General features: G+C 63.6%; 16 protein-coding genes and 1 riboswitch. Of the genes, 8 read left to right on the forward strand and 8 right to left on the reverse strand.

The genetic code is table 11. The features are described 5' to 3' along the window. Positions 1–112 precede the first annotated feature (112 nt). Positions 113–460, reverse strand: a complete 348-nt coding sequence (locus tag IB272_RS08505) for a hypothetical protein (RefSeq protein ID WP_034788228.1) — start codon at positions 458–460, stop codon at positions 113–115. A 205-nt stretch (positions 461–665) separates the two neighbouring features. On the opposite strand from IB272_RS08505, the gene IB272_RS08510 reads away from it, so the two are divergent. The 3 genes from IB272_RS08510 to IB272_RS08520 all read left to right on the forward strand — a co-directional run bounded on the left by IB272_RS08510 (position 666) and on the right by IB272_RS08520 (position 4,672). Beyond that, positions 666–1,301: a PAS domain-containing protein gene (locus IB272_RS08510; protein ID WP_060584882.1), complete on the forward strand. Its 636-nt coding sequence runs from the start codon at positions 666–668 to the stop codon at positions 1,299–1,301. A 104-nt stretch (positions 1,302–1,405) separates the two neighbouring features. Further along, positions 1,406–2,536, forward strand: a complete 1,131-nt coding sequence (locus tag IB272_RS08515; protein WP_060584884.1) for a pyridoxal phosphate-dependent aminotransferase — start codon at positions 1,406–1,408, stop codon at positions 2,534–2,536. Positions 2,537–2,704: 168 nt separating this feature from the next. Then, positions 2,705–4,672, forward strand: a complete 1,968-nt coding sequence (locus tag IB272_RS08520; RefSeq protein ID WP_113135773.1) for an acyltransferase family protein — start codon at positions 2,705–2,707, stop codon at positions 4,670–4,672. An 89-nt stretch (positions 4,673–4,761) separates the two neighbouring features. On the opposite strand, the gene bmt is transcribed toward IB272_RS08520, so the two are convergent. Both bmt and IB272_RS08530 read right to left on the reverse strand, forming a co-directional pair. Further along, the gene (gene bmt / locus IB272_RS08525; RefSeq protein WP_060520605.1) at positions 4,762–5,778 is read right to left on the reverse strand and encodes a betaine--homocysteine S-methyltransferase; all 1,017 of its coding nucleotides are present in this window, start codon (positions 5,776–5,778) and stop codon (positions 4,762–4,764) included. Between the two features lie 65 nt (positions 5,779–5,843). Continuing rightward, positions 5,844–7,202 (reverse strand): O-antigen ligase, encoded by a 1,359-nt coding sequence (locus tag IB272_RS08530; RefSeq protein ID WP_192444314.1) that lies wholly within the window; start codon positions 7,200–7,202, stop codon positions 5,844–5,846. Between the two features lie 365 nt (positions 7,203–7,567). Between IB272_RS08530 and IB272_RS08535 the strand changes: the two genes are divergently transcribed. Then, positions 7,568–8,434, forward strand: coding sequence for a D-alanyl-D-alanine carboxypeptidase family protein (locus IB272_RS08535; protein ID WP_034788245.1), 867 nt, complete (start codon positions 7,568–7,570; stop codon positions 8,432–8,434). A gap of 248 nt (positions 8,435–8,682) precedes the next feature. Here IB272_RS08535 and IB272_RS08540 read toward each other — a convergent pair whose 3' ends face one another. The 4 genes from IB272_RS08540 to IB272_RS08555 form a co-directional block, all read right to left on the reverse strand. Then, entirely contained in the window at positions 8,683–9,729 is a 1,047-nt protein-coding gene (locus IB272_RS08540) for a glycine betaine/L-proline ABC transporter ATP-binding protein (protein WP_060520608.1), read from the reverse strand. Next, entirely contained in the window at positions 9,722–10,633 is a 912-nt protein-coding gene (locus tag IB272_RS08545; protein ID WP_034788251.1) for a proline/glycine betaine ABC transporter permease, read from the reverse strand. The genes IB272_RS08540 and IB272_RS08545 overlap by 8 nt, the downstream gene beginning before the upstream one ends. Positions 10,634–10,925: 292 nt before the next feature. Next, complete coding sequence (locus IB272_RS08550; RefSeq protein WP_034788254.1) at positions 10,926–11,924, reverse strand: ABC transporter substrate-binding protein; 999 nt, start codon at positions 11,922–11,924, stop codon at positions 10,926–10,928. A gap of 783 nt (positions 11,925–12,707) precedes the next feature. Then, entirely contained in the window at positions 12,708–12,851 is a 144-nt protein-coding gene (locus IB272_RS08555) for a hypothetical protein (protein ID WP_089044242.1), read from the reverse strand. A 250-nt stretch (positions 12,852–13,101) separates the two neighbouring features. On the opposite strand from IB272_RS08555, the gene IB272_RS08560 reads away from it, so the two are divergent. Then, on the forward strand, positions 13,102–14,559 hold the full coding sequence (locus IB272_RS08560) for a cobyric acid synthase (protein WP_060585233.1): 1,458 nt from the start codon (positions 13,102–13,104) through the stop codon (positions 14,557–14,559). A 72-nt stretch (positions 14,560–14,631) separates the two neighbouring features. Here IB272_RS08560 and IB272_RS08565 read toward each other — a convergent pair whose 3' ends face one another. Continuing rightward, positions 14,632–15,252 (reverse strand): cation diffusion facilitator family transporter, encoded by a 621-nt coding sequence (locus IB272_RS08565; protein WP_060584888.1) that lies wholly within the window; start codon positions 15,250–15,252, stop codon positions 14,632–14,634. Between the two features lie 163 nt (positions 15,253–15,415). Next, positions 15,416–15,874, forward strand: a riboswitch (cobalamin riboswitch). 134 nt (positions 15,875–16,008) lie between these two features. On the opposite strand from IB272_RS08565, the gene cobU reads away from it, so the two are divergent. The 3 genes from cobU to cobN all read left to right on the forward strand — a co-directional run bounded on the left by cobU (position 16,009) and on the right by cobN (position 21,532). Next, complete coding sequence (gene cobU, locus IB272_RS08570) at positions 16,009–16,533, forward strand: bifunctional adenosylcobinamide kinase/adenosylcobinamide-phosphate guanylyltransferase (RefSeq protein ID WP_060520781.1); 525 nt, start codon at positions 16,009–16,011, stop codon at positions 16,531–16,533. A gap of 3 nt (positions 16,534–16,536) precedes the next feature. Next, entirely contained in the window at positions 16,537–17,598 is a 1,062-nt protein-coding gene (cobW, locus tag IB272_RS08575; RefSeq protein WP_192444315.1) for a cobalamin biosynthesis protein CobW, read from the forward strand. 103 nt (positions 17,599–17,701) lie between these two features. Continuing rightward, a complete protein-coding gene (gene cobN / locus IB272_RS08580; RefSeq protein ID WP_060584889.1) occupies positions 17,702–21,532 on the forward strand; it encodes a cobaltochelatase subunit CobN in 3,831 nt (1,276 codons plus the stop codon). Positions 21,533–21,568 lie beyond the last annotated feature (36 nt).

A 21,568-nucleotide genomic window follows, 5' to 3' on the forward strand; every position in this document is an offset into this window, starting at 1 on the left:
GGCCTGGCACCGGAGGGTGCGCCTAGCGGCTCTCTCCCTGCCTGCGGGGAGAGATGTCCGGCAGGACAGTGAGGGGGCACCCGTCACGCGCGAGCGTCGATCCCCTGTCGCCTCACGCCTTCGGAAAGGCGCGTTCCAGCCCACCGGCCTTCGACAGGCCCGCCTTGAACGCCTGGTAGGCTGCATGCTGGCTGGAGCGGCCGGCTTCCATCAGGCGCATCTGCAGCCGCGCCGGTGCATGGCTGCCGAGCCACTGGCCGAGCTTTTCGAGTTTCAGCGAATTCAGGAACTTCGCCTCCGAGGCGATGTCGAGGTGGCGGTAGAGGCCGTCCATCAGGCGCTCGTCCTGCTCGGGGTTTTCCATCAGCAGGCGCAGGAAGGACTGGTCGGCTTCGCTGAAACTCCCGAATTTTTCGGCGACTGTGTCCCGGTCGGGAAAGGAGGCTGGGCCGGCGTTCATGTCACTGTCTCCCGTCTGCGGCCGCGCGGTGCGTTCTGCGGGACGCAAGGCGCGGTGTGGCACGTTGAACCGCTGCAAAGCAGCGAATCTCTCTTTCATCGGGGATAGGCCAGCGGTCACGGGTGCGCAAGCGGTGGCGAATATGCAGGTCTTGAACATATAGTCTAATATTGACAAATAGTCCAGGTATGGGCATATGCGAGCCATGACCATAGCACCCGCCTTCACCTCGATCCTTGCAACGCACGCGCCGACGGCGGCTGCGATCAGCGCGCTTCTTTATCCGCATGGGGAGGTTGTGCTGCACGATCTCCGAACCGGTACGATCGCGGGGATCTGGAACTGTTTCTCCGGTCGCGCGGTCGGCGAAGACTCGCTGATCGAAGAGGAATTTTCAGCCCTCGGCAGCACTGACGCAGTGCTTGGTCCCTATGAGAAGACCGGCGGGGATGGCCGGCGCTTCAAGTCGATCTCAGCCGTTCTGCGCGACGGGACGGGCGACGCGGTCGGCCTGCTTTGCATCAATCTCGACATGTCGATGATCGATCAGGCGGTGAAGCTGCTCTCGGCTTTCGCCGGCGCCGAGCAGCCGAAGCCGCAGGCGCTGTTTTCGCGCGACTGGCGCGAGGAGATCAACGCGACTCTGCATGGCTGGCTGAAGGAGCGGGGGCTGGCGCTCTCGGCGCTCAAGCGCGTCGATCGCGTGGCGCTGGTGGCAGCGCTCGACGAACGCGGCCTCTTCCAGACGCGCAACGCGGTCGATCACCTTGCCAGCCTCATCGGCGCCTCGCGCGCGTCGATCTACAACTATCTCGCTGCGGCCCGCGGCGAGGCGCCCTGATTGCTGCGCGCAATATTTCGGACAGAGACCGCTTCGCGGCTCTTCGGACTTGCCTGACCCATAACCGTTCGCGTGCGCCTCAGCCGCGAGAGGAGGAAATATCCATGACGACGTTGCCCGATTTCCGGCTCGAAACCCATTTCTCCCGCTGGGAGTTCAGCGCCCGCCACCATATGACCGCGAGCGACAGCCAGACGACCAGCATGAGCGATCTTCTGGCGCTTGCCGACGCGGAGGACCGCGCCGCCTGGGACAACATCACGCTCGGCTATACCGAGACCTATGGCGCACCGGCGCTGAGGGCAGCGATCGCTGCGACCTATGAAGGGCTGACGGCTGCCGATATCCTCTGCTTTGCCGGCGCGGAGGAGGGGCTTTATTGCGCCATGCTGGCGCTGCTCGGGCCGGCCGACCACGCGATCGTGACGGTGCCGAACTACCAGTCGATGGAGACCCTTCCGGTGACGATCGCCGGCGCGGTGACCGGCGTGCCGCTTCGCCCCGAGAACAATTGGCGGCTCGATATCGCCGACGTGCGTGCGGCGTTGAAACCCAACACGAAGCTGATCTGTGTGAATTTCCCCAACAATCCGACCGGCGCCATTGCCGACCAGGAAACCTTCGCGGCGCTCGCCAAGCTCTGCGCGGAGCGCGGCATTCATCTCTTCAGCGACGAGGTCTATCGCGGGCTCGAGCGTGACGCCTCGCTGCGCCTGCCGCAGGCGGCCGAACTTTTTGACCGTGGAATCTCGCTGAATGTCATGTCCAAGGCCTATGGCCTGCCGGGCCTGAGAATCGGCTGGATCGCCTGCCGCGACCATGCGCTTCTCGAACGCATGGAGAAGATGAAGCACTATCTGTCGATCTGCAATTCGCGGCCGTCGGAAGTGCTGGCGACAATCGCGCTCAAGGGGCGTGCCGTTATCCTCGATCGCAACCGGGCGCTCGTTGCCGCCAATCTCGAGAGGCTCGGCGCCTTCTTTGCGGAATTCCCGGATCTCTATGAGTGGCGGGCACCTGACGGGGGCTGCGTCGGCTTTGCCCGCTATCTCGGTGCCGATGGCGTCGAGAGCCATTGCCGGGGGCTGGTGGAGGAGGCTGGCGTTCTGCTCTTGCCGTCGAGCCTCTTTGTATCCGATCTGCTGCCGGTCGCCACCGATCGCTTCCGCGTCGGTTTCGGCCGCAAGGATATCGAGGTCGGGCTCGATGCCTGGCGCCGACATATTCGGCGATAGCCCCAGTGTCGCCATCTTCGACCTGCTAGTTACCCGCAGGTCCCGCTCCCGGGCGTATGCCCCGGGAACCTTGGAACGCACGCATGTGGATACGGACCGCGCGACAATGGTTCCATTGTCAAGATTGTGTTAACGAGCGGCCCCCGCCACCGAGTGTTTCCTCTGCTGATGCAATACAGACCCGAAATCGATGGACTGCGCGCGCTTGCCGTCGTCCCGGTCCTCCTGTTCCATGCCGGTTTCGGCCTTGTCTCTGGCGGCTTTTCCGGCGTCGATGTCTTCTTCGTCATCAGCGGCTATCTCATCACCGCGATCATCCACCGCGAGATCAGCGACGGGAACTTCAGCATCGCCCGTTTCTACGAGCGGCGTGCCCGTCGCCTTGCACCGGCGCTGCTCCTGGTCTGCGCCGTCTGCATTCCATTCGCGCTGATGTGGATGCTGCCGGAGGAACTCAACAGCTTCGGCAAGAGCCTCTATGCGGTGAACCTGTTCGCCTCGAATTTCTTCTTCTGGGACCAGACCGGCTATTTCGCGCCGAGCACGGCGCTGCTGCCGCTGCTGCACACCTGGTCGCTGGCGGTCGAAGAACAGTTCTATCTGGTCTTCCCGCTGCTGCTTTTGCTGCTTCACCGCTTCTCGCGGGCAACGCTGTTGAAGGTGGTGGCGGCGCTCGTGCTCCTGAGTTTTGCGGCGACCCAGGTCTTTGCGAACCTGGACCGGGCTGCGAATTTCTACCTGCTGCCAAGCCGGTTCTGGGAACTCGGCGTCGGTGCGCTGCTTGCGCTCGTCGGCGTCGAAAAGCTCGATCTTTCGAAAGGCAGCCGCGAGCTTCTGTCAGCCCTCGGTCTGCTGGCGATCGTCGCGAGTTATTTGTTCGTGGTGGAATCGGCCTTCTATCCCGGCTCGACGACCGTGCCGGTGGTGCTGGGCACGGCGCTGGTTCTCGCCTTCGGTCGCAGCGATACCGTCGTTGGCCGGCTGCTGTCGCTGAAGCCGCTGGTCGCGATCGGGCTCATCAGTTACAGCCTCTACCTCTGGCATCAGCCGGTCTTTGCCTTCGCGCGCTTGCGGTCGATCGAGGACATTCCGGCCGAAGGCTACGCGCTCCTGATCGCGCTCTGCTTCGTACTTGCCTATCTCAGCTGGCGTCTCGTCGAGCAGCCCTTCCGCAAGCCGGGCCGCTTCAGCCGTCGCGCGGTGTTTGGCGCCACGCTTGCTGCCGGATCGGCGGCGATCGCCTTCGGCTTCACGCTCGACGGTTCGGACGGTCTCGCCGCCCGGAACCGCGAACTTGCGCAGCTTTCGGAGCCGAGCGTCGGCCTCGGCAAGAAATGCGATGCCGTCGCCGACCTGCGCTGCGCCTCTAACCCGAAACCCGAGGTCGCCGTCTGGGGCGATTCCTTCGCCCGGCACCTCGTCGACGGCATTATCGCGTCGAAGCCGGACGTGCGGCTGGTGCAGCTTGCCAAGAATAATTGCGGGCCGTTTTTGAACCTGTCGCCGATCATGCCGCGGCTCAGTCGCGACTGGTCCGACGATTGCGCCCGCTACAACGAAGAGGTCCGCCGTTTCCTGCTTGCCAACCGGTCGATCCGCTACGTCGTTCTGTCCTCGCAGCTCAGCCAGTACCTGAAGGAGGAGAAGGTGCTGGTCGATGGCCGCAGCGAGGTGACGACCGAGACGAAGCTTCTCATCGACGGCCTGCGGGGAACCTTTGCCTGGCTGCGCTCGAACGGCTTCGAACCCGTCTTCGTCGCGCCGACGCCGCATGACGGCCGCGATACCGGGCTCTGCGTTGCGAGAGCCCGTCTGCTCGGCCTGTCGGACCGGCACTGCGAGCCGGTGCTAAAAACCGTTCGCGAATATGACCGCGATGTCCTGAACGTGGTTGCGGATATCGCCGACGAATATCCCGTCGTCAGCTTCATGGACTATCTCTGCGACGACGACACCTGCAAGATCGAGGACAAGGGCGTCGCGCTCTTCGAGGACTTCGGGCACTTCTCCAAGGAAGGGTCCCGCCAGATGGGACGCGCCTTCGATTTCTACCGAGCTTTCATCGAGGCGGCGAAGGGCAGGCCCGTGGCTGAGCGGGCAACGGACGCCAAGGCCTTCGACAACGCCGCGCTTTAAGACAGCCGCCACATCGACGCATAAACGAAAACGCCCCGGATCTTTCGATGCCGGGGCGTTTGCTTGTCGATTTGCCTTGCCTGGCTTGATCAGGCGCGGCGGCTGCGGCGCTCGCGGGCAGGCGCGGCCGCCGTTTCGTTGGCGGTCTTGTTGCGCAGCGGGCCGATCTTTTCGATGATCAGGTCGAGCGTCGGGCGTTCGCGGCGCACATGTTCGTCGAGTGCGACGCGCATGGCGGCGAGATGGCCGCAGGTGGTGCCGCAGCAGCCGCCGATGATCTTGGCGCCGGCATCGGCCGCAAGGCGCACATATTCGGCCATCAGCGGCGGCGTGCCGGAATAGTGGATCTCGGAGCCGCGGAATTCCGGAATGCCGCAATTGCCCTTGACGATCACGGTCGCCTCGGGTGCTGCCTCCGTCATGTCGAGCAGCGAGGAGAGAATGTCGGAAGCACCGACGCCGCAATTGGCGCCAACGGCGACCGGGCCGTCGCCGAACTCGGTGGCAACGCCATGGATATCTTTCGGGTGCAGCCCCATCATCGTCTTGCCGGCGGTATCGAACGAGCCGGTATAGACGTAGGGAAGGCCGACCTTGGCGGCCGCTTCGGCGGCCGCACGGATCTCATCCGGCGAAGACATGGTCTCGATCCAGGCGACTTCGGCGCCGCCCGCCTTCAGGCCTTCGATCTGCTCGACGAAGGCGGCAACCGCATCTTCATAGGAAAGTGCGCCAAGCGGGATCAGCAGTTCGCCGGTCGGGCCGACGGAGCCGGCGGTGATGACCTTGCGCGATGCCTTGTCGGCAACCGCACGGGCGATCTCGGCGGCGCGCTTGTTCAGCGCATGCACGCGGTCGTCGGCCTGGTGCAGTTTCAGCCGGTGACGGGTGCCGCCGAAGGTGTTGGTGAGGATGATGTCGGCGCCGGCGTCGACGAAATCCTGGTGCAGCTTGGTGATGTTCTCCGGCTTCGTTTCGTTCCAGAGTTCCGGCGCTTCGCCTGCTTCGAGGCCCATGGCAAAGAGCGATGTGCCGGTGGCGCCGTCGGCGAGAAGAACGCCTTTTTCGGCGATGAGAGCGGAGAGGGCATTGGAGGCTGCGGTCATCGGTTTTTCCCGGCTAGAATAGATTGCAACAAGATATAAAGATATCTTTATGTCTTGGCAAGCGTTCAGCGACGGGAGGCTTCCGGTTCGGCGCGCATGCTCATGCGGCCGGCGAGCCCAAGGCCGAAGACGGCAAGTGCTGTCAGCAGCCACATCGGATCGGCGCGATTGAGGAAGAAGCTTTCGAGCATGGCGTTGTAGGTCATGAAGATCACCACCATGACGCAGAAATCGGCGAAGATGCGTCCCTGCGGTCGGCGATAGGCCCGTGCGTAGTCGAAGAGCGGTTTGACGAAAAGCAGGGTGGTCATGAGGATGCCGCCGGGCAGGCCGAACATCAGCACCGCGTCGAGATAGCTGTTGTGGCCGGTGACGATGCCGCGCACGTCCCAGCTCGCCTCGAAATTCGCCTCCATGCCCATGATCACGGGCGACAGCCAGAAACTCGCATAGCCCTGGCCGAGCCAGGGGCGCTCGGCGATGCTGGCGCTCGCGAATTTCCAGATGTCGTCGCGGCCGGTGAAGGTCGCATCGTCGATCAGCCCCTTGGTGATCGAAAGCAGCATGTCGGAATAGATGGTACCGAGCGTCAGGCCGAAGACCAGCACTGACATGGCGAGATGGGCAAGGATCATCAGCCCGGGGCTGCGCACCGCGCGGCCGGCAAAGACGAGGCCGATCGCGATCGGCAGGAATCCGATCGTCGTCTTCGATCCCGTGTGCAGCACGAAATTGGCCGCCAGCAGCGTGATCGCCCAGCCGCGAAGCGGCGCGCCGGCGCGCAGGCAATAAATGCCGAACATGCAGAGGATGGAAAAGACCGGCGCCGAGACGTTCTTGTGCAGGAGGTGGCCGCGCCAGAAACCGGCATGCCAGGGCTCGTCGCCGAAGGCCGAATGGATGGCGCGGTCGGGTGCCACGAAGAGAGCGGCGTAGTCGATCAGGATCAGAAGCAGGATCGCATTGGCGCCGGCGTTGACGAAATCGCGCTCGCTCTTCGGCAGCACCAGCACGCCCGCCACCATGATCATGGCGACGAGGCTCAGCGTCAGGCCGCGGGCGGAGGCGGCCGGGTCATAGGACTGCAGGCAGGAGAGGTAGGCGATGGCGAAGATCGCGATCCAGGCCGGAGAGACGAGGCGGGCGAGCACCCGCCGGTCGACGGTGAGCAGCATGGAGAAGAGATAGACCGCGCCGAGCACCAGGTAGCCGACCTGGTTGATGATGTTGCCTTCGTTCGCCGCGTTCGGATCCGTCGTCACCGCGCCCTGAAACGGGATCAGCGTGAAGACGATGAGGAACAGACCAAGGCCCGAAAGCAGCGCGGCAAGGCCGTTGACGAGTTCCGCCAGCCCGGCATCGAACGCCTCCGGCACGCGCTGGCGCGCGGTGGAGGTGTCTGCCGTGGCTGTGTTCGGGTGCATGGCGGCTTAAAAAACGAATGACTGGGACGCGGTTCGGCATCGGTGATCATGACCCCGGGCGGTCCTGTCGTTCGGACAGGGCCGGCCTTGGGAGATCCGCACCTTGGCGCAATCAGGTTAAACCTCGGTGAAACGGTGGACGGGCCGCCCGGGCGGGATCGGCAGTCGCGGCATCGCCGGTCCCGATATTTGCGCGCCGATTGCCGCAGGTGCTTGCCGCCCGGTCGCCATGCCCTTAAAAGGCTAGGGTATATTGGCCGTGTGGAAAACGCGGCCCTTGCCGTATTTCGCGGTCCGTCTTCCATAATTCGATCTCGATTTTCGTTCCGAGGTCGTTCGATAGCGTCGAAACGAGAAAACACGATATGCAGTCCCTTATCCGTATGGTCGCGTCCGCGGCGGTCTCCGTAAGCCTGCTGCTTGGCAGCGCATCCTTTGCCGCCGCCGGGCAGGCCCATTTTGTCGTCAACGCCGACACTGGCTCGATCCTTGAGGCCGACAATGCCGACGAGTTGAACTTCCCGGCGTCGCTGACGAAGATGATGACGATCTATCTCGCCTTCGAAGCGCTGCGCAGCGGCACCCTGCAATGGGACCAGAAGCTGACGGTTTCCGAGCACGCAAACAGCCTGGAGCCGTTCAAGCTTGCCGTCGGCGCCGGTCGCCAGATCACCGTGCGCGAAGCGGTCATGGGCATGGTCGTGCTTTCGGCCAATGACGCAGCCGTCGTTATCGGTGAGACGCTCGCCGGCAACGAGACCGCCTTTGGCCAGATGATGACCCGCAAGGCGAGGACACTCGGCATGACCAGCACTGTCTTCAAGAACGCCAACGGCCTGCCGGACCCGGCCCAGGTGACGACGGCGCGCGACATGGCGACGCTCGGCCTCGCGCTGATGCGCGACTTTCCGCAGGAATTCCAGCTCTTTGCCAACAAGACGATCGAGTTTCGTGGCATGAAGCTGCGCGGCCACAACGGCGTGATGAAGCGCTACGAAGGCGTCGACGGCATCAAGACCGGCTACACCGACGCCTCCGGCTACAATCTCGTGACCTCGGCCAAGCGCGGCGACACCCGCCTCGTCGCCGTCGTCATGGGCGGCAAGACGGCGCAGTCGCGCGACGACGACATGATCGCGCTGCTCGACAAGTTCCTGCCACCGAAGGAAGACGCAAGCGCTGCCAGCGTTACCGAACCGGCTGCTTCAGCGGCGACGACCACCACGAACTGATCTCTCAGACCACTGGGATTTGCCCTTCACTCTAACCCTCTCCCCGCGGGCGGGGCGAGGGGACGAGGGCTACGGCCGCGTTTCACATCGGGCCACCATCCGCGACGACGTCCAGTCGGACGGGATACGACGGCGTTCGTGTCCAGGCGAGCGGGCGCTACGAGTCCCTTCTTCCCGTCATGACGGGGAGAAGGTTCCGACTGGCGGATGAGGGGCCGCGTCGGTCGCTGCCCCAATCATCGCTTGTCTCAAGCCGCAGCGCGATCCTCGTGGCTGACCGGCGTGACCATCGCGGCGATGACCGTCGAAAGGTCGAGGGCGCCGATCGGGCGGCCGTTTTCATCGACCACGTGGGCGGTTCCCACACGGGCAGCGGTCATCGTGCGCGCCGCCGATTCCAGTACAGTGCCGGTTGCAAGCGGCACGCCTTCGGCATTGCCGGAGATCGGCCGCATGATGGTCTCGACATTGATCACCCGGCCGCGGTTCACTTCCTTGACGAAGGCGGTGATGTAGTCGTCGGCCGGCGACAGCACGATTTCCTGGCCGGTGCCCTGCTGCACCACGCGGCCATCGCGCAGGATCGCGATCTTGTCGCCGAGGCGCAGCGCCTCGTCGAGGTCGTGAGTGATGAAGACGACGGTCTTCTTCAGTTCCTTCTGCAGGTCGAGAAGCACCGTCTGCATGTCGACGCGGATCAGCGGGTCGAGCGCCGAATAGGCTTCGTCCATCAAGAGAATGTCGGCATCGTTGGTCAGCGCGCGGGCAAGACCGACGCGCTGCTGCATGCCGCCCGACAGCTGGTTCGGGTAATGGTTCTCGAAGCCCTTGAGACCGACGCGCTCGATCCAGCCGCGGGCGCGCTTCTCGCTCTCCTTGCGTTCCACACCCTGAATTTCGAGACCGTAGACCGTGTTGTCGAGCACGGTGCGGTGCGGCAGCAGCGCGAACTTCTGGAACACCATCGCCGTCTTGTGGCGGCGGAATTCGCGCAGATCGTTGTCGTTCATCTTGCAGACGTCGACGCCGTCATAGAGCACTTCGCCGGCGGTCGGGTCGATCAGCCGGTTGATGTGGCGGATCAGCGTCGACTTGCCGGAGCCCGAGAGACCCATGACCACCATGACGCTGCCGGCGGGCATGGAAATGTTGATGTCCTGCAGGCCGAGCACGTGGCCGTGCTGCTCGTTGAGCTCGGCCTTGCCCATGCCTTTCTTGACGGCATCGACGAAGTCGACGCCGCGGGGGCCGAAGATCTTGTAGAGGTTCTTCACCTCGATCGCGTGACTAGCCATGGATAACCTCCGAGTGCTTTTGCAGCCGCTTGCCGAAGGCCTGGCTGGTACGGTCGAAAATGATGGCGATACCGACAAGGGCAAAGCCGTTGAGGAAGCCGACGGTGAAGAACTGGTTGGCGATCGCCTGCAGCACGTTCTTGCCGAGGCCGCCGACGCCGATCATCGATGCGACGACGACCATCGCCAGCGACATCATGATCGTCTGGTTGATGCCGGCCATGATGGTCGGCAACGCCAGCGGCATCTGCACGTTCTTCAGCTTCTGCCAGGTCGAGGAGCCGAAGGCGTCGGCCGCTTCCAGCACTTCCTTGTCGACGAGGCGGATGCCGAGATTGGTGAGCCTGATCATCGGCGGCACCGCGTAGATGACGACGGCGATCAGCCCCGGCACCTTGCCGATGCCGAAGATCATGACGACCGGGATCAGGTAGACGAAGCTCGGCATCGTCTGCATGACGTCGAGGATCGGATTGACGAAGGACTGCACCCGGTCCGAGCGCGCCATCAGGATACCGATCGGAATGCCGATGAGGATGGAGATCAGTGTGCAGACGGTGACCATGGCGAGCGTGACCATGGTGTCATTCCAAAGCCCGACAAGACCGATGGCGATCATCGACAGCGCGGTGCCGATGGTGACGTTGATGTTGCGGCTGCCGAAATAGACGATCGCGGTCATCGCCGCCAGGATCACAATCCAGGGGGAGCCGACGAACAGGCTTTCGAGGTAGTTCAGGAACCATTGAAGCGGCTGGACCACCGTGTCGATGGCGTTACCATAGGATCGCACGAAGCCCTTGAAGCTATCATCGACAGCCTTGCGGGCGAGCCGGATCGTGCTCTCGTCAATGGCAGGGAACTTGCAGAGCAACGCTGGCAAGACACTGCAGATGGAGGCCATTTGTTTCCCCTTCTTGGCCGGAAGTTTTTTTTAAGCCGGCCGCGTCTCGGCATCGAACGGGTCGGTGACGGCGCACACTTGGGTGACCTCTTTGGGTCCCGGCACTTAAACTGTGGCAGCGAAATGTGTCGCCCGCTTACCTGATAGCGACGCGAAGGCTCCCGGTTCGCCGCCTCTGAGACGATGAACGTTCAAACGAAACCCGCAAGGACGCCCCATCGTTCCCTGTCCCGGCATCAAAACCGGAACGGGCAGGCGGCCGATTCCACGGTCCGCCTGCCGTCATTTTCGGTCAGAGCGCTGCCTTGACCTTTTCGGCCACTTCCGGGCTCACCCACTGTGTCCACATATCCGGGAACTCGGCGAGGAAGTGCTTGGCGCCGTCCTCGTTGGTGCCCTGGTTCTGGTCCATCCAGGCGAGAACCTTGTTGACGGTGCCATTGTCCCACTTGCGCGCCTTGACGTAGTCCATGGCGACGCTCGCCTTGTCGGCGAAGGACTTGGTCACGACGGTGTAAACGTCGGAAACCGGGTAGGAATTGACTTTCGGGCTCGGGCAATCCGGCACGGCGGTGCAGGCGTCCCAATCGGCCTTGTCGTGATCGACGCCGAAGGAGAGGCGGGTCATCTCGTATTTGCCGAGGATGGCGGTCGGTGCCCAGTAGTAGCCGAGCCAGCCGGTCTTCTTTTCGAACGCGTTGGCGATCGAGCCGTCGAGGCCGGCAGCCGAGCCAGTATCAACCAGCAGGAAGCCGTCCTTCTCCGCGTTCAGCGCGCGATAGAGATTGGCGGTCGAGACCTGGCAGTTCCAGCCGGACGGGCAATTGTGAACGGCGGCCTTCGACGAGTCTTCCGGTGCCGGGAAGAGCTCCGGGTGCTTCAGCGCGTCCTGCACCGTCTTGATGTCCGGGTGCGCGTCGGCGAGGAATTTCGGGATCCACCATCCTTCGACGCCGCCTTCGCTCAGGATCTTGGCGGCTTCGATGAGACGGCCTTCCTTGATCGCAGCGTCGAGCGGCGTGCGCACGGCGTTGACCCAGAGTTCCGGCGCCATGTCGGGCTGCGCCTTTTCGTTCATGGAAGCGAAGGTCGGCATGGTGTCGCCGGTGACCAGCGTCACCGTGCAGCCGTAGCCGTTCTCCAGAATGAACTTGTCCACCTGGGCGGCGACGCCGGCAGAAGCCCAGTTCATTTCGGCAATGCTGACTTCACCGCATTCCGCGGCCTGCGCGGAACCCGCCATGGCATAGAGGCCAGCGGCGAGAATGGTGGAAGCGAGGAGTTTCTTCATGTTGCAAGACCTCCCAGTCTTATTTTGCAGCCAAGATCCAAACGGGAATCCACGGCGGACGCGACATCCTCCGTCACCCGAAACAACGATGCAGCCGGGGGTTCGGCATCAAACAAGCCAGGGTTCACCCTTGCTGCGGACGGTGCGGGAGTTCGTATTCAGCCCTGGCCGCGGAACCCTGTCGCCAGCCAATCTCCTCTTATACCGCAAACCAAGCCTAAGGTTTCTCGCTGAGAAATCAACCTCTTCAATCGGTTGACCGGGAAGGACGGGGTCTCGTGCGTTCTGTCTGCGACATCGCCGAAGCGCGTATTTTGTGCGTGAGAGACCCCGAATTTAAGCAATAGCGACAATTCTTGCCGCAAAAAATGGCGCTGGGCGCCACGGACCTCAGAACCCTGTCGAGATCCTGACGTTTCCTGTCGTGATTGCGTCACGCCAAATGGCGCGCATGTCGCGAAAAATTTACAAAAAAGTCCGGAATTCATCTTTGGTTAAATCCTCACTAACCATCCGGTAACGATGTCCAGCTAATTGTTCTTCTCGCGGCGGGGGACTGCCGCCGGTCCGGATCAGGTTTGTGCGTCCCGGACTTTGAGCGAACCTTCGGTGTGTTTTTCCGAAGTGACCAGGCGTTTTTTGGCGGCCGCATCCCTCCTGAAGAGGTTGATGCGGCCTTCGCATTTCAGGGCCAATGCCGGACATAAAAAAACCGCCCCGGAGGGGCGGTGGAGGAGGCTCTGGGAGGAGAGCTCGAAGGGGCTTCCGCCCCGATCGCTGGCCTTAGCCGACGTTCGACGTGCGGATGACGCCGAGCGGGCCGAAGGGCGCGTCGACGACGAGGTTGCGCACGCGCGACTGGCTGGACGGAACCTTCGAGTTCCAGGCGATCTGGACGAAATTGGGCTTGCTGAAAATATACAGCATGGACATGAACCTTGAGAGGCCGGAGGCCTATCCTCCGGGGCGTGTTGCTATGCCGCTGATATAGGTGTGCGCTGCAAAAAATTGAATGCCAAACTCGCCACGCCATGTCGCATTCTGGCTATCGGCCGCGACATTTTCGACAAGCCTTGCGAAAGCGCGAAACAATGCGTGAAAAGGCTTTGTCAATTGCGGCGAAATCGTGTCGAAACAGACCTTTGCCGCTGCCCGTTTCAGTGTTACCGATGGCCGCATGACACGCAGGATCATGTTGCAGGGAACCGGCTCGGATGTCGGAAAATCGGTATTGGTGGCGGGGCTCTGCCGGCTTGCCGCCAATCAGGGCCTGAAGGTCCGGCCGTTCAAGCCGCAGAACATGTCGAACAACGCCGCCGTTTCCGACGACGGTGGCGAGATCGGCCGCGCGCAATGGCTGCAGGCGCTGGCCGCGCGCGTGCCGTCGTCGGTGCACATGAACCCGGTGCTCCTGAAGCCGCAGTCGGACGTGGGCAGCCAGATCGTCGTTCAGGGCAAGGTCGCCGGGCAGGCTAGGGGGCGGGAATATCAGGCGCTCAAGCCCAAGCTGCTGGGCGCCGTCATGGAGAGTTTCGAACAAATATCGGCCGGTGCCGATCTCGTGGTGGTCGAAGGCGCCGGCTCGCCGGCCGAAATCAACCTCAGGCCCGGCGACATCGCCAATATGGGCTTTGCGACACGGGCCGACGTGCCGGTCGTGCTGGTCGGCGACATCGACCGCGGCGGGGTGATCGCCTCGCTGGTCGGCACGCATGCGATCCTGCCCGAGGAAGACCGGCGCATGGTGACCGGCTATCTCATCAACAAGTTCCGCGGCGACGTCACGCTGTTCGACGACGGCATTGCTGCCGTCAACCGCTACACCGGCTGGCCCTGCTTCGGCGTCGTGCCGTGGTTGAAGGCGGCGGCACGCCTGCCGGCGGAAGATTCCGTCGTGCTGGAGAAGCTGACGCGCGGCGAGGGGCGGGCGCTGAAGGTTGCCGTCCCGGTACTGTCGCGCATCGCCAATTTCGACGACCTCGATCCGCTCGCCGCCGAACCGGAGATTGATCTCGTCTTCGTGCGGCCTGGCAGTCCCATTCCGGTCGACGCTGGCCTCGTCGTCATTCCCGGGTCGAAATCGACCATCGGCGACCTCATCGATTTCCGCGCGCAAGGGTGGGACCGTGACCTCGAACGTCATGTGCGCCGGGGCGGCCGGGTCATCGGCATCTGCGGCGGCTACCAGATGCTCGGCCGGCGCGTCACCGATCCGCTCGGCATCGAGGGCGGCGAACGTGCGGTCGAGGGTCTCGGGCTGCTCGAGGTCGAGACCGAGATGGCGCCGGAAAAGACGGTGCGCAACAGCCGCGCCTGGTCGCTGGAGCATGATGTGGCGCTCGAAGGCTACGAAATCCATCTTGGCAAGACGCAAGGTGCAGACTGTGGCCGGCCATCGGTGCGCATCGACAATCGCGCCGACGGCGCGCTTTCGGCCGATGGCCGCGTGATGGGCACCTACCTGCATGGGCTCTTCACCAGCGACGCCTATCGTGGCGCGCTGCTCAAGAGTTTCGGCATCGAAGGCGGCGCCAACAACTACCGCCAATCGGTCGATGCGGCGCTCGACGATGTCGCGAACGAACTGGAGGCTGTGCTCGATCGTCGCTGGCTGGACGAGTTGCTCAGGCACTAGGGACGCGGCAACGGTCAGCCAGCAGGTCCGGTACGTCGGGCCCAACAGGAGCAACGAGCTTATCCGACGGAACTACGCTGCGACATCGTGCTCCTCGCTTGCGGCTTCCCAGACTTCCCGCGCGGCATCCAGGTTCATCAGGGCAATCCCCAAGCCGACGATCAGGTCCGGCCAGGCCGACTGCCACAGATAGGCTGTCGCCAGACCCGCGGCGATGATGGCCACATTGGCGAAGGCATCGTTGCGGGCCGAGAGAAATGCTGCCCGCGTGAGGCTGCCGCTCGTGTGACGGTAGGCGACGAGCAGATAGGCGCAGAAGAGGTTGACCACCAGCGCCCCAAGTCCGGTCAGGGAAAGGGCAAAGGGCTCTGGCGGGACCGGATCCATGAACTTCGCCCAGGCCGTCCAAAGGAAGGCCAGCGCCGGTACCAGTAGAATGAACGCCATCGCCATGCCGACCCGCGCGCGGGTTCGCGCCGTCCAGGCCAGAGCAAAGAAAATCAGCATGTTGACGGAGGCGTCTTCGAGGAAGTCGACGCTGTCGGCCATCAGGGACACCGAGCCGATCGAAAGCGCGACAAGGAGTTCCACCCCGAAATAGCCGAGGTTCAACAGGGAGACGATGAGGACGACGCGGCGCAGCTCGGTATCCACTCGAAAGGTTCCCTTTCTGGCGAGATTCGCCCTCGGCATCTTGACACAGGTGTTAGCAGCAGTTTGCTATCCATAGCACTAGGTTTCGACATCGGTTCCCTTCACACCGCCGTCGTGCCTGACGCCCGACAAATCGTCGCGTGGCGCAACTCGGCCGGGGAGGCGTCGCATGCGTCGATTGACTTTGGGCTGCCCGCTTCCTAATCATCAGGCGTTGGATGGTTCCCCCTTGTCGTGGCGATCTGGGGGAATAATTGGGAATGTGACGGATGGACCCAAATCGGGCATCCTTATCGCAGCCGACCCCGCGACTGTAGAACGGTCAGGGTTCGCCATCGGGTTTGGTGCCGGGCTGTCGGCCGGTTGCACGGGCAATCGGGGCAGGTCGGGGATCAAGCCGGAAAAGCCACTGGCGTGGCATCGTGATCAGCCGGGTTTGGACGCCTCTTCTTCTACGAATCGTCCGCCTTTCACGATGTCCCTCACAGCACCCATGCGTCGGAGACGACGCGCAAAGGTTCGCTGTGGCACCGGAAAGACGCCGGGAAGGTGAGGCGGGCCGCTCGGGCCCTGACATCGGAACCTTGCCCTTTAAGGGCGAGGCGATGTTCGGCCCGTGACGCCGTGAGCCAGGAGACCTGCCATCCGGCATGGGCATTCCGCCCGAGGGGACTTTTGTCTCCAACGCCATCACGGAGGTTGTTTTGGCTCGCAGATGCTTTCAAGAACGCGCCCGTGGCGCGTCCGATGGCTTTTGCCACCGACGGCTGATTTGGGAATGTTGAGGCAGCCACGATGAGCAGTCTCAGCGCCGGGCCCGTGCTGGTCCTTGGCGGCGCCCGTTCCGGCAAGTCCAGCTTTTCCGAGAGGCTCGTCGAAGCGTCCGGCCTCACCATGCATTATGTCGCCACGGGCCGCGCCTGGGACGACGAAATGCGCGAGCGCATCGACCATCACCGGACGCGCCGCGGCGAGGGCTGGACGACGCATGAGGAGCCGCTCGATCTCGTCGGCATCCTCAGACGCATCGATGATCCCAGCCATGTGGTCCTGATCGACTGCCTGACGCTATGGGTCACCAATCTCATGCTGGAAGAGCGCGACATGACGGCGGAGTTCGCCGCCCTTGTTGCGTATCTGCCTGAGGCGCGGGCGCGCCTCGTCTTTGTTTCCAACGAGGTCGGCCTCGGCATCGTGCCCGAGAACCGCATGGCCCGCGAGTTTCGCGACCATGCCGGCCGGCTTCACCAGATCGTTGCGGAGAAATCCGCTGAAGTTTACTTTGTCGCGGCCGGTTTGCCGCTGAAAATGAAGGGTTGATCCATGACCACTGCGAGAGCCAACCAGGGCAAGATCCCGGCGACCGTCATCACCGGCTTCCTCGGCGCCGGCAAGACGACGATGATCCGCAACCTGCTGCAGAACGCCGACGGCAAGCGCATCGCGCTGATCATCAACGAGTTCGGCGATCTCGGCGTCGACGGCGATGTCTTGAAGGGCTGCGGTGCCGAGGCCTGCACCGAGGACGACATCATCGAGCTTACCAATGGCTGCATCTGCTGCACCGTGGCTGACGATTTCATCCCGACCATGACGAAGCTGCTCGAGCGTGAAAACCGCCCTGACCACATCATCATCGAAACCTCGGGCCTTGCCCTGCCGCAGCCGCTGATCGCCGCTTTCAACTGGCCGGATATCCGCAGCGAAGTGACCGTCGATGGCGTCGTCACCGTGGTCGACAGCGCCGCCGTTGCCGCTGGCCGCTTTGCCGACGACCACGACAAGGTCGATGCGCTGCGCGTCGAGGACGACAATCTCGATCACGAAAGCCCGATCGAGGAGCTGTTCGAGGACCAACTGACGGCTGCCGATCTCATCGTTCTCAACAAGACCGATCTGATCGATGCCTCCGGCCTCAAGGCCGTACGCGACGAGGTGTCTTCGCGCACCAGCCGCAAGCCGACGATGATCGAGGCGAAGAACGGCGAAGTCGCCGCTGCCATCCTGCTTGGCCTCGGTGTCGGCACGGAAAGCGATATCGCCAACCGCAAGTCGCATCACGAGATGGACGAGGCAGGTGAGGAGCACGATCACGACGAGTTCGACAGCTTCGTCGTCGAGCTCGGTTCGATCGCCGATCCCTCGGCGTTCATCGATCGCCTGAAGGGCGTGATCGCGGAGCACGACGTTCTGCGCCTCAAGGGCTTTGCCGACGTGCCCGGCAAGCCGATGCGCCTCCTGATCCAGGCGGTCGGCGCCCGCATCGACCAATATTACGACCGCGCCTGGGGCGCCGGCGAAAAGCGCGGTACGCGCCTCGTCGTCATCGGCCTGCACGACATGGACGAGGCGGCGGTGCGCGCTGCGATTACCGCGCTCGTCTAGATCGTTCTTTGAGTGAAATGATCTAACGCATTGAAATGATGCAGTTCCGGATGGAAAACGCTTTTAGCGTTTTCGTTCGGAATTGCCCCACCGGACAAGACGAATGCATCTGCTTCTCGCCCAGAAAGGAACGATCGCCGACGGCAACGAGGCGATCGACCTTGGGCAAACGCCGGCCGATATCCTTTTCCTCTCGGCCGCCGACACCGAGCTCTCCTCGATCGCCGCGGCTCACGGCCGACGCGACGGAGGCTTGAGCCTGCGCATCGCCAGCCTGATGAGCCTGATGCACCCGATGTCGGTCGACACATACGTCGAGCGCACGGCGCGTCACGCCAAGCTGATCGTCGTCCGGCCGCTCGGTGGCGCCAGCTATTTCCGTTATCTGCTGGAAGCCCTGCATGCGGCTGCCGTCACCCATCGTTTCGAGATCGCGGTTCTGCCGGGTGACGACAAGCCGGATCCGGGGCTGGAGCCTTTCTCCACCGTCGCAGCCGACGACCGCCAGCGCCTTTGGGCTTACTTCACCGAAGGCGGCTCGGACAATGCCGGGCTGTTTCTCGACTATGCGGCCGCACTGGTCACAGGTGCGGAGAAGCCGCAGCCGGCAAAGCCCCTGTTGAAGGCCGGCATCTGGTGGCCGGGTGCTGGCGTGATCGGCGTCAGCGAATGGCAGTCCCTTGTTCAGGGACGGATGGTAGCGAGGGAGGGATTCGAACCCCCGACGGTTGGGATCTGCTTTTACCGCGCGCTCGTGCAGAGTGGCGAGACACGGCCGGTGGAGGCGCTGATCGATGCGCTGGAGGCTGAAGGTGTGCGGGCACTGCCGGTGTTCGTGTCAAGCCTCAAGGATGCCGTTTCCGTCGGCACGCTGCAGGCGATTTTTTCCGAGGCCGCACCCGACGTGGTGATGAACGCCACTGGCTTTGCGGTCTCGTCGCCCGGTGCCGACCGTCAGCCGACGGTGCTGGAATCGACCGGTGCGCCGGTGCTGCAGGTGATTTTCTCCGGCTCGTCGCGGGCGCAATGGGAAACGTCGCCGCAGGGGCTGATGGCGCGCGACCTCGCCATGAACGTGGCACTACCCGAAGTCGATGGCCGCATCCTTGCGCGCGCCGTCTCCTTCAAGGCGGCGTCGATCTATGACGCCAAGGTGGAGGCCAATATCGTCGGCCATGAGCCGCTCGAAGACCGGGTGCGCTTTGCCGCTGATCTTGCCGTCAACTGGGCGAAGCTGCGCCGGGCAGAGCCCCCCGAGCGCCGCATTGCCATCGTCATGGCCAACTATCCGAACCGCGACGGTCGCCTCGGCAACGGTGTCGGGCTCGACACGCCGGCCGGTACCGTCGAGGTGCTTAGCGCCATGGCGCGGGAAGGCTATGCGGTCGGTGAGGTTCCCGCCGATGGCGACGCGCTGATCCGCTATCTGATGGCCGGGCCGACCAATGCGGCGAGCCATGACCGCGAAATCCGCGAGCGTATTTCGCTGAACGATTACAAAACGTTCTTCGATTCGCTTCCGAAACAGATAAAGGATGAAGTTACCGGTCGCTGGGGCGTGCCGGAGGCCGATCCCTTCTTCCTCGATGGCGCCTTCGCGCTGCCGCTCGCCCGCTTCGGCGAGGTGATCGTCGGCATCCAACCGGCGCGCGGCTACAACATCGATCCGAAGGAAAGCTACCATTCGCCGGACCTCGTGCCGCCGCATGGCTATCTCGCCTTCTACGCCTTCCTGCGCCAGCAGTTCGGAGCGCAGGCGATCGTCCACATGGGCAAGCATGGCAACCTCGAATGGCTGCCGGGCAAGGCCCTGGCGCTGGCGGAAACCTGCTATCCCGAAGCGATCTTCGGGCCGCTGCCGCACATCTATCCCTTCATCGTCAACGATCCAGGCGAAGGTACACAGGCCAAGCGCCGCACCAGCGCCGTCATCATCGACCACCTGACCCCGCCCTTGACGCGCGCCGAATCCTACGGCCCGCTCAAGGATCTGGAAGCGCTCGTCGACGAATATTACGACGCCGCCGGCGGTGATCCGCGCCGCCTCAGGCTGCTCAGCCGCCAGATCCTCGACCTCGTGCGCGACATCGGCCTCGACAGCGACGCCGGCATCGACAGGGGCGACAGCGACGACAAGGCGCTGGAAAAGCTCGACGCCTATCTCTGCGACCTCAAGGAAATGCAGATCCGCGACGGCCTGCACATCTTCGGCGTCGCGCCGGAAGGGCGGTTGTTGACGGACCTCACCGTAGCGCTGGCGCGCGTGCCCCGCGGTCTCGGCGAGGGCGGCGACCAGAGCCTGCAGCGGGCGATCGCAGCGGATGCGGGGCTGCGTGGGTTTGCTATTCCCACCTCGGCGGGGGGCAACCCCGCACGCGACGCCCAACCCTTCGACCCGCTCGACTGCGTAATGTCCGACACCTGGTCAGGCCCGAAACCGTCCATCCTCGCTGACCTCTTGAACACCCCCTGGCGCACCGCCGGCGATACGGTTGAGCGCATCGAGTTGCTTGCCGCAAATCTCGTGTCGGGTGAACTGGCTTGCCCGGACCACTGGGCCAACACCCGCGCCGTGCTCGGCGAAATCGAAACGCGCCTGAAGCCGTCGATTTCAAACTCGGGTGCCGCCGAGATGACCGGCTTCCTCACCGGTCTCAGCGGCCGCTTCGTCGCCCCCGGTCCATCGGGCGCGCCGACGCGTGGCCGGCCAGATGTGTTGCCGACGGGGCGCAATTTCTACTCTGTGGATAGCCGCGCGGTGCCGACGCCGGCTGCCTATGAGCTCGGCAAGAAATCGGCCGAGCTTCTGATCCGCCGCTACCTGCAGGACCATGGCGAATGGCCGTCCTCCTTTGGCCTGACCGCCTGGGGTACGGCGAACATGCGCACCGGCGGCGACGACATCGCCCAGGCCCTGGCGCTGATCGGCGCCAAGCCCACCTGGGACATGGTCTCTCGCCGGGTGATGGGCTACGAGATCGTGCCGCTCGCAGTCCTCGGCCGCCCACGCGTCGACGTGACCTTGCGCATTTCCGGCTTCTTCCGCGATGCCTTCCCGGACCAGATCGCGCTCTTCGACAAGGCGATCCGCGCCGTCGGCGCGCTCGAGGAAGACGATGCCGACAACATGATCGCCGCACGCATGCGGGCGGAAAGCCGACGGTTGGAAGCGGAAGGTGTCGAGGCTGCCGAGGCCGCGCGTCGAGCCTCCTACCGCGTCTTCGGCGCAAAGCCCGGTGCCTATGGCGCCGGCCTGCAGGCGCTGATCGACGAGAAGGGCTGGGAAACCAAAGCCGATCTCGCCGAGGCCTATCTTACCTGGGGCGCCTATGCCTATGGCGCCGGCGAGGAGGGCAAGGCCGAGCGCGATCTTTTCGAGGAGCGCCTGCGCACGATAGAGGCGGTGGTGCAGAACCAGGACAACCGCGAGCACGATCTGCTCGACAGCGACGACTACTACCAGTTCGAAGGCGGCATGAGCGCTGCCGCCGAACAGCTCGGCGGTCACCGTCCGGCGATCTACCACAACGACCATTCCCGTCCGGAAAAGCCTGTGATCCGGTCGCTCGAAGAAGAGATCGGCCGCGTGGTCCGGGCCCGCGTCGTCAATCCCAAGTGGATCGATGGCGTCATGCGCCACGGATACAAGGGCGCCTTCGAGATCGCTGCCACGGTCGACTACATGTTCGCCTTTGCCGCGACCACGGGTGCGGTGCGCGAACATCATTTCGAGGCCGCCTATCAGGCGTTCATTGTCGACGAGCGCGTGGCTGACTTCATGCGCGACAAGAACCCGGCCGCCTTTGCCGAGCTTGCCGAACGCCTGCTTGAAGCAATCGACCGCAATCTCTGGACGCCGCGCTCGAATTCGGCGCGGTTTGAACTTGCCGGCATCGGCACGGCAGCAACCCGGCTTCGTGCCGGCAATGAATAGAGCGGTTCCGGGCTGGCGGTAATCCGTCCGGAATTG

Origin of the sequence: Ensifer sp. ENS08, from assembly GCF_014852195.1 — a bacterium.
Classification (GTDB): domain Bacteria; phylum Pseudomonadota; class Alphaproteobacteria; order Rhizobiales; family Rhizobiaceae; genus Ensifer; species Ensifer adhaerens.

Excerpts from the sequence above, each read along its gene's own strand:
- IB272_RS08505 (WP_034788228.1), bottom strand. The coding sequence starts at position 460 with ATGAACGCCGGCCCAGCCTCCTTTCCCGACCGGGACACAGTCGCCGAA.
- IB272_RS08510 (WP_060584882.1), top strand. The coding sequence starts at position 666 with ATGACCATAGCACCCGCCTTCACCTCGATCCTTGCAACGCACGCGCCG.
- IB272_RS08515 (WP_060584884.1), top strand. The coding sequence starts at position 1,406 with ATGACGACGTTGCCCGATTTCCGGCTCGAAACCCATTTCTCCCGCTGG.
- IB272_RS08520 (WP_113135773.1), top strand. The coding sequence starts at position 2,705 with ATGCAATACAGACCCGAAATCGATGGACTGCGCGCGCTTGCCGTCGTC.
- bmt (WP_060520605.1), bottom strand. The coding sequence starts at position 5,778 with ATGACCGCAGCCTCCAATGCCCTCTCCGCTCTCATCGCCGAAAAAGGC.
- IB272_RS08530 (WP_192444314.1), bottom strand. The coding sequence starts at position 7,202 with ATGCACCCGAACACAGCCACGGCAGACACCTCCACCGCGCGCCAGCGC.
- IB272_RS08535 (WP_034788245.1), top strand. The coding sequence starts at position 7,568 with ATGCAGTCCCTTATCCGTATGGTCGCGTCCGCGGCGGTCTCCGTAAGC.
- IB272_RS08540 (WP_060520608.1), bottom strand. The coding sequence starts at position 9,729 with ATGGCTAGTCACGCGATCGAGGTGAAGAACCTCTACAAGATCTTCGGC.
- IB272_RS08545 (WP_034788251.1), bottom strand. The coding sequence starts at position 10,633 with ATGGCCTCCATCTGCAGTGTCTTGCCAGCGTTGCTCTGCAAGTTCCCT.
- IB272_RS08550 (WP_034788254.1), bottom strand. The coding sequence starts at position 11,924 with ATGAAGAAACTCCTCGCTTCCACCATTCTCGCCGCTGGCCTCTATGCC.
- IB272_RS08555 (WP_089044242.1), bottom strand. The coding sequence starts at position 12,851 with ATGCTGTATATTTTCAGCAAGCCCAATTTCGTCCAGATCGCCTGGAAC.
- IB272_RS08560 (WP_060585233.1), top strand. The coding sequence starts at position 13,102 with ATGACACGCAGGATCATGTTGCAGGGAACCGGCTCGGATGTCGGAAAA.
- IB272_RS08565 (WP_060584888.1), bottom strand. The coding sequence starts at position 15,252 with ATGCCGAGGGCGAATCTCGCCAGAAAGGGAACCTTTCGAGTGGATACC.
- cobU (WP_060520781.1), top strand. The coding sequence starts at position 16,009 with ATGAGCAGTCTCAGCGCCGGGCCCGTGCTGGTCCTTGGCGGCGCCCGT.
- cobW (WP_192444315.1), top strand. The coding sequence starts at position 16,537 with ATGACCACTGCGAGAGCCAACCAGGGCAAGATCCCGGCGACCGTCATC.
- cobN (WP_060584889.1), top strand. The coding sequence starts at position 17,702 with ATGCATCTGCTTCTCGCCCAGAAAGGAACGATCGCCGACGGCAACGAG.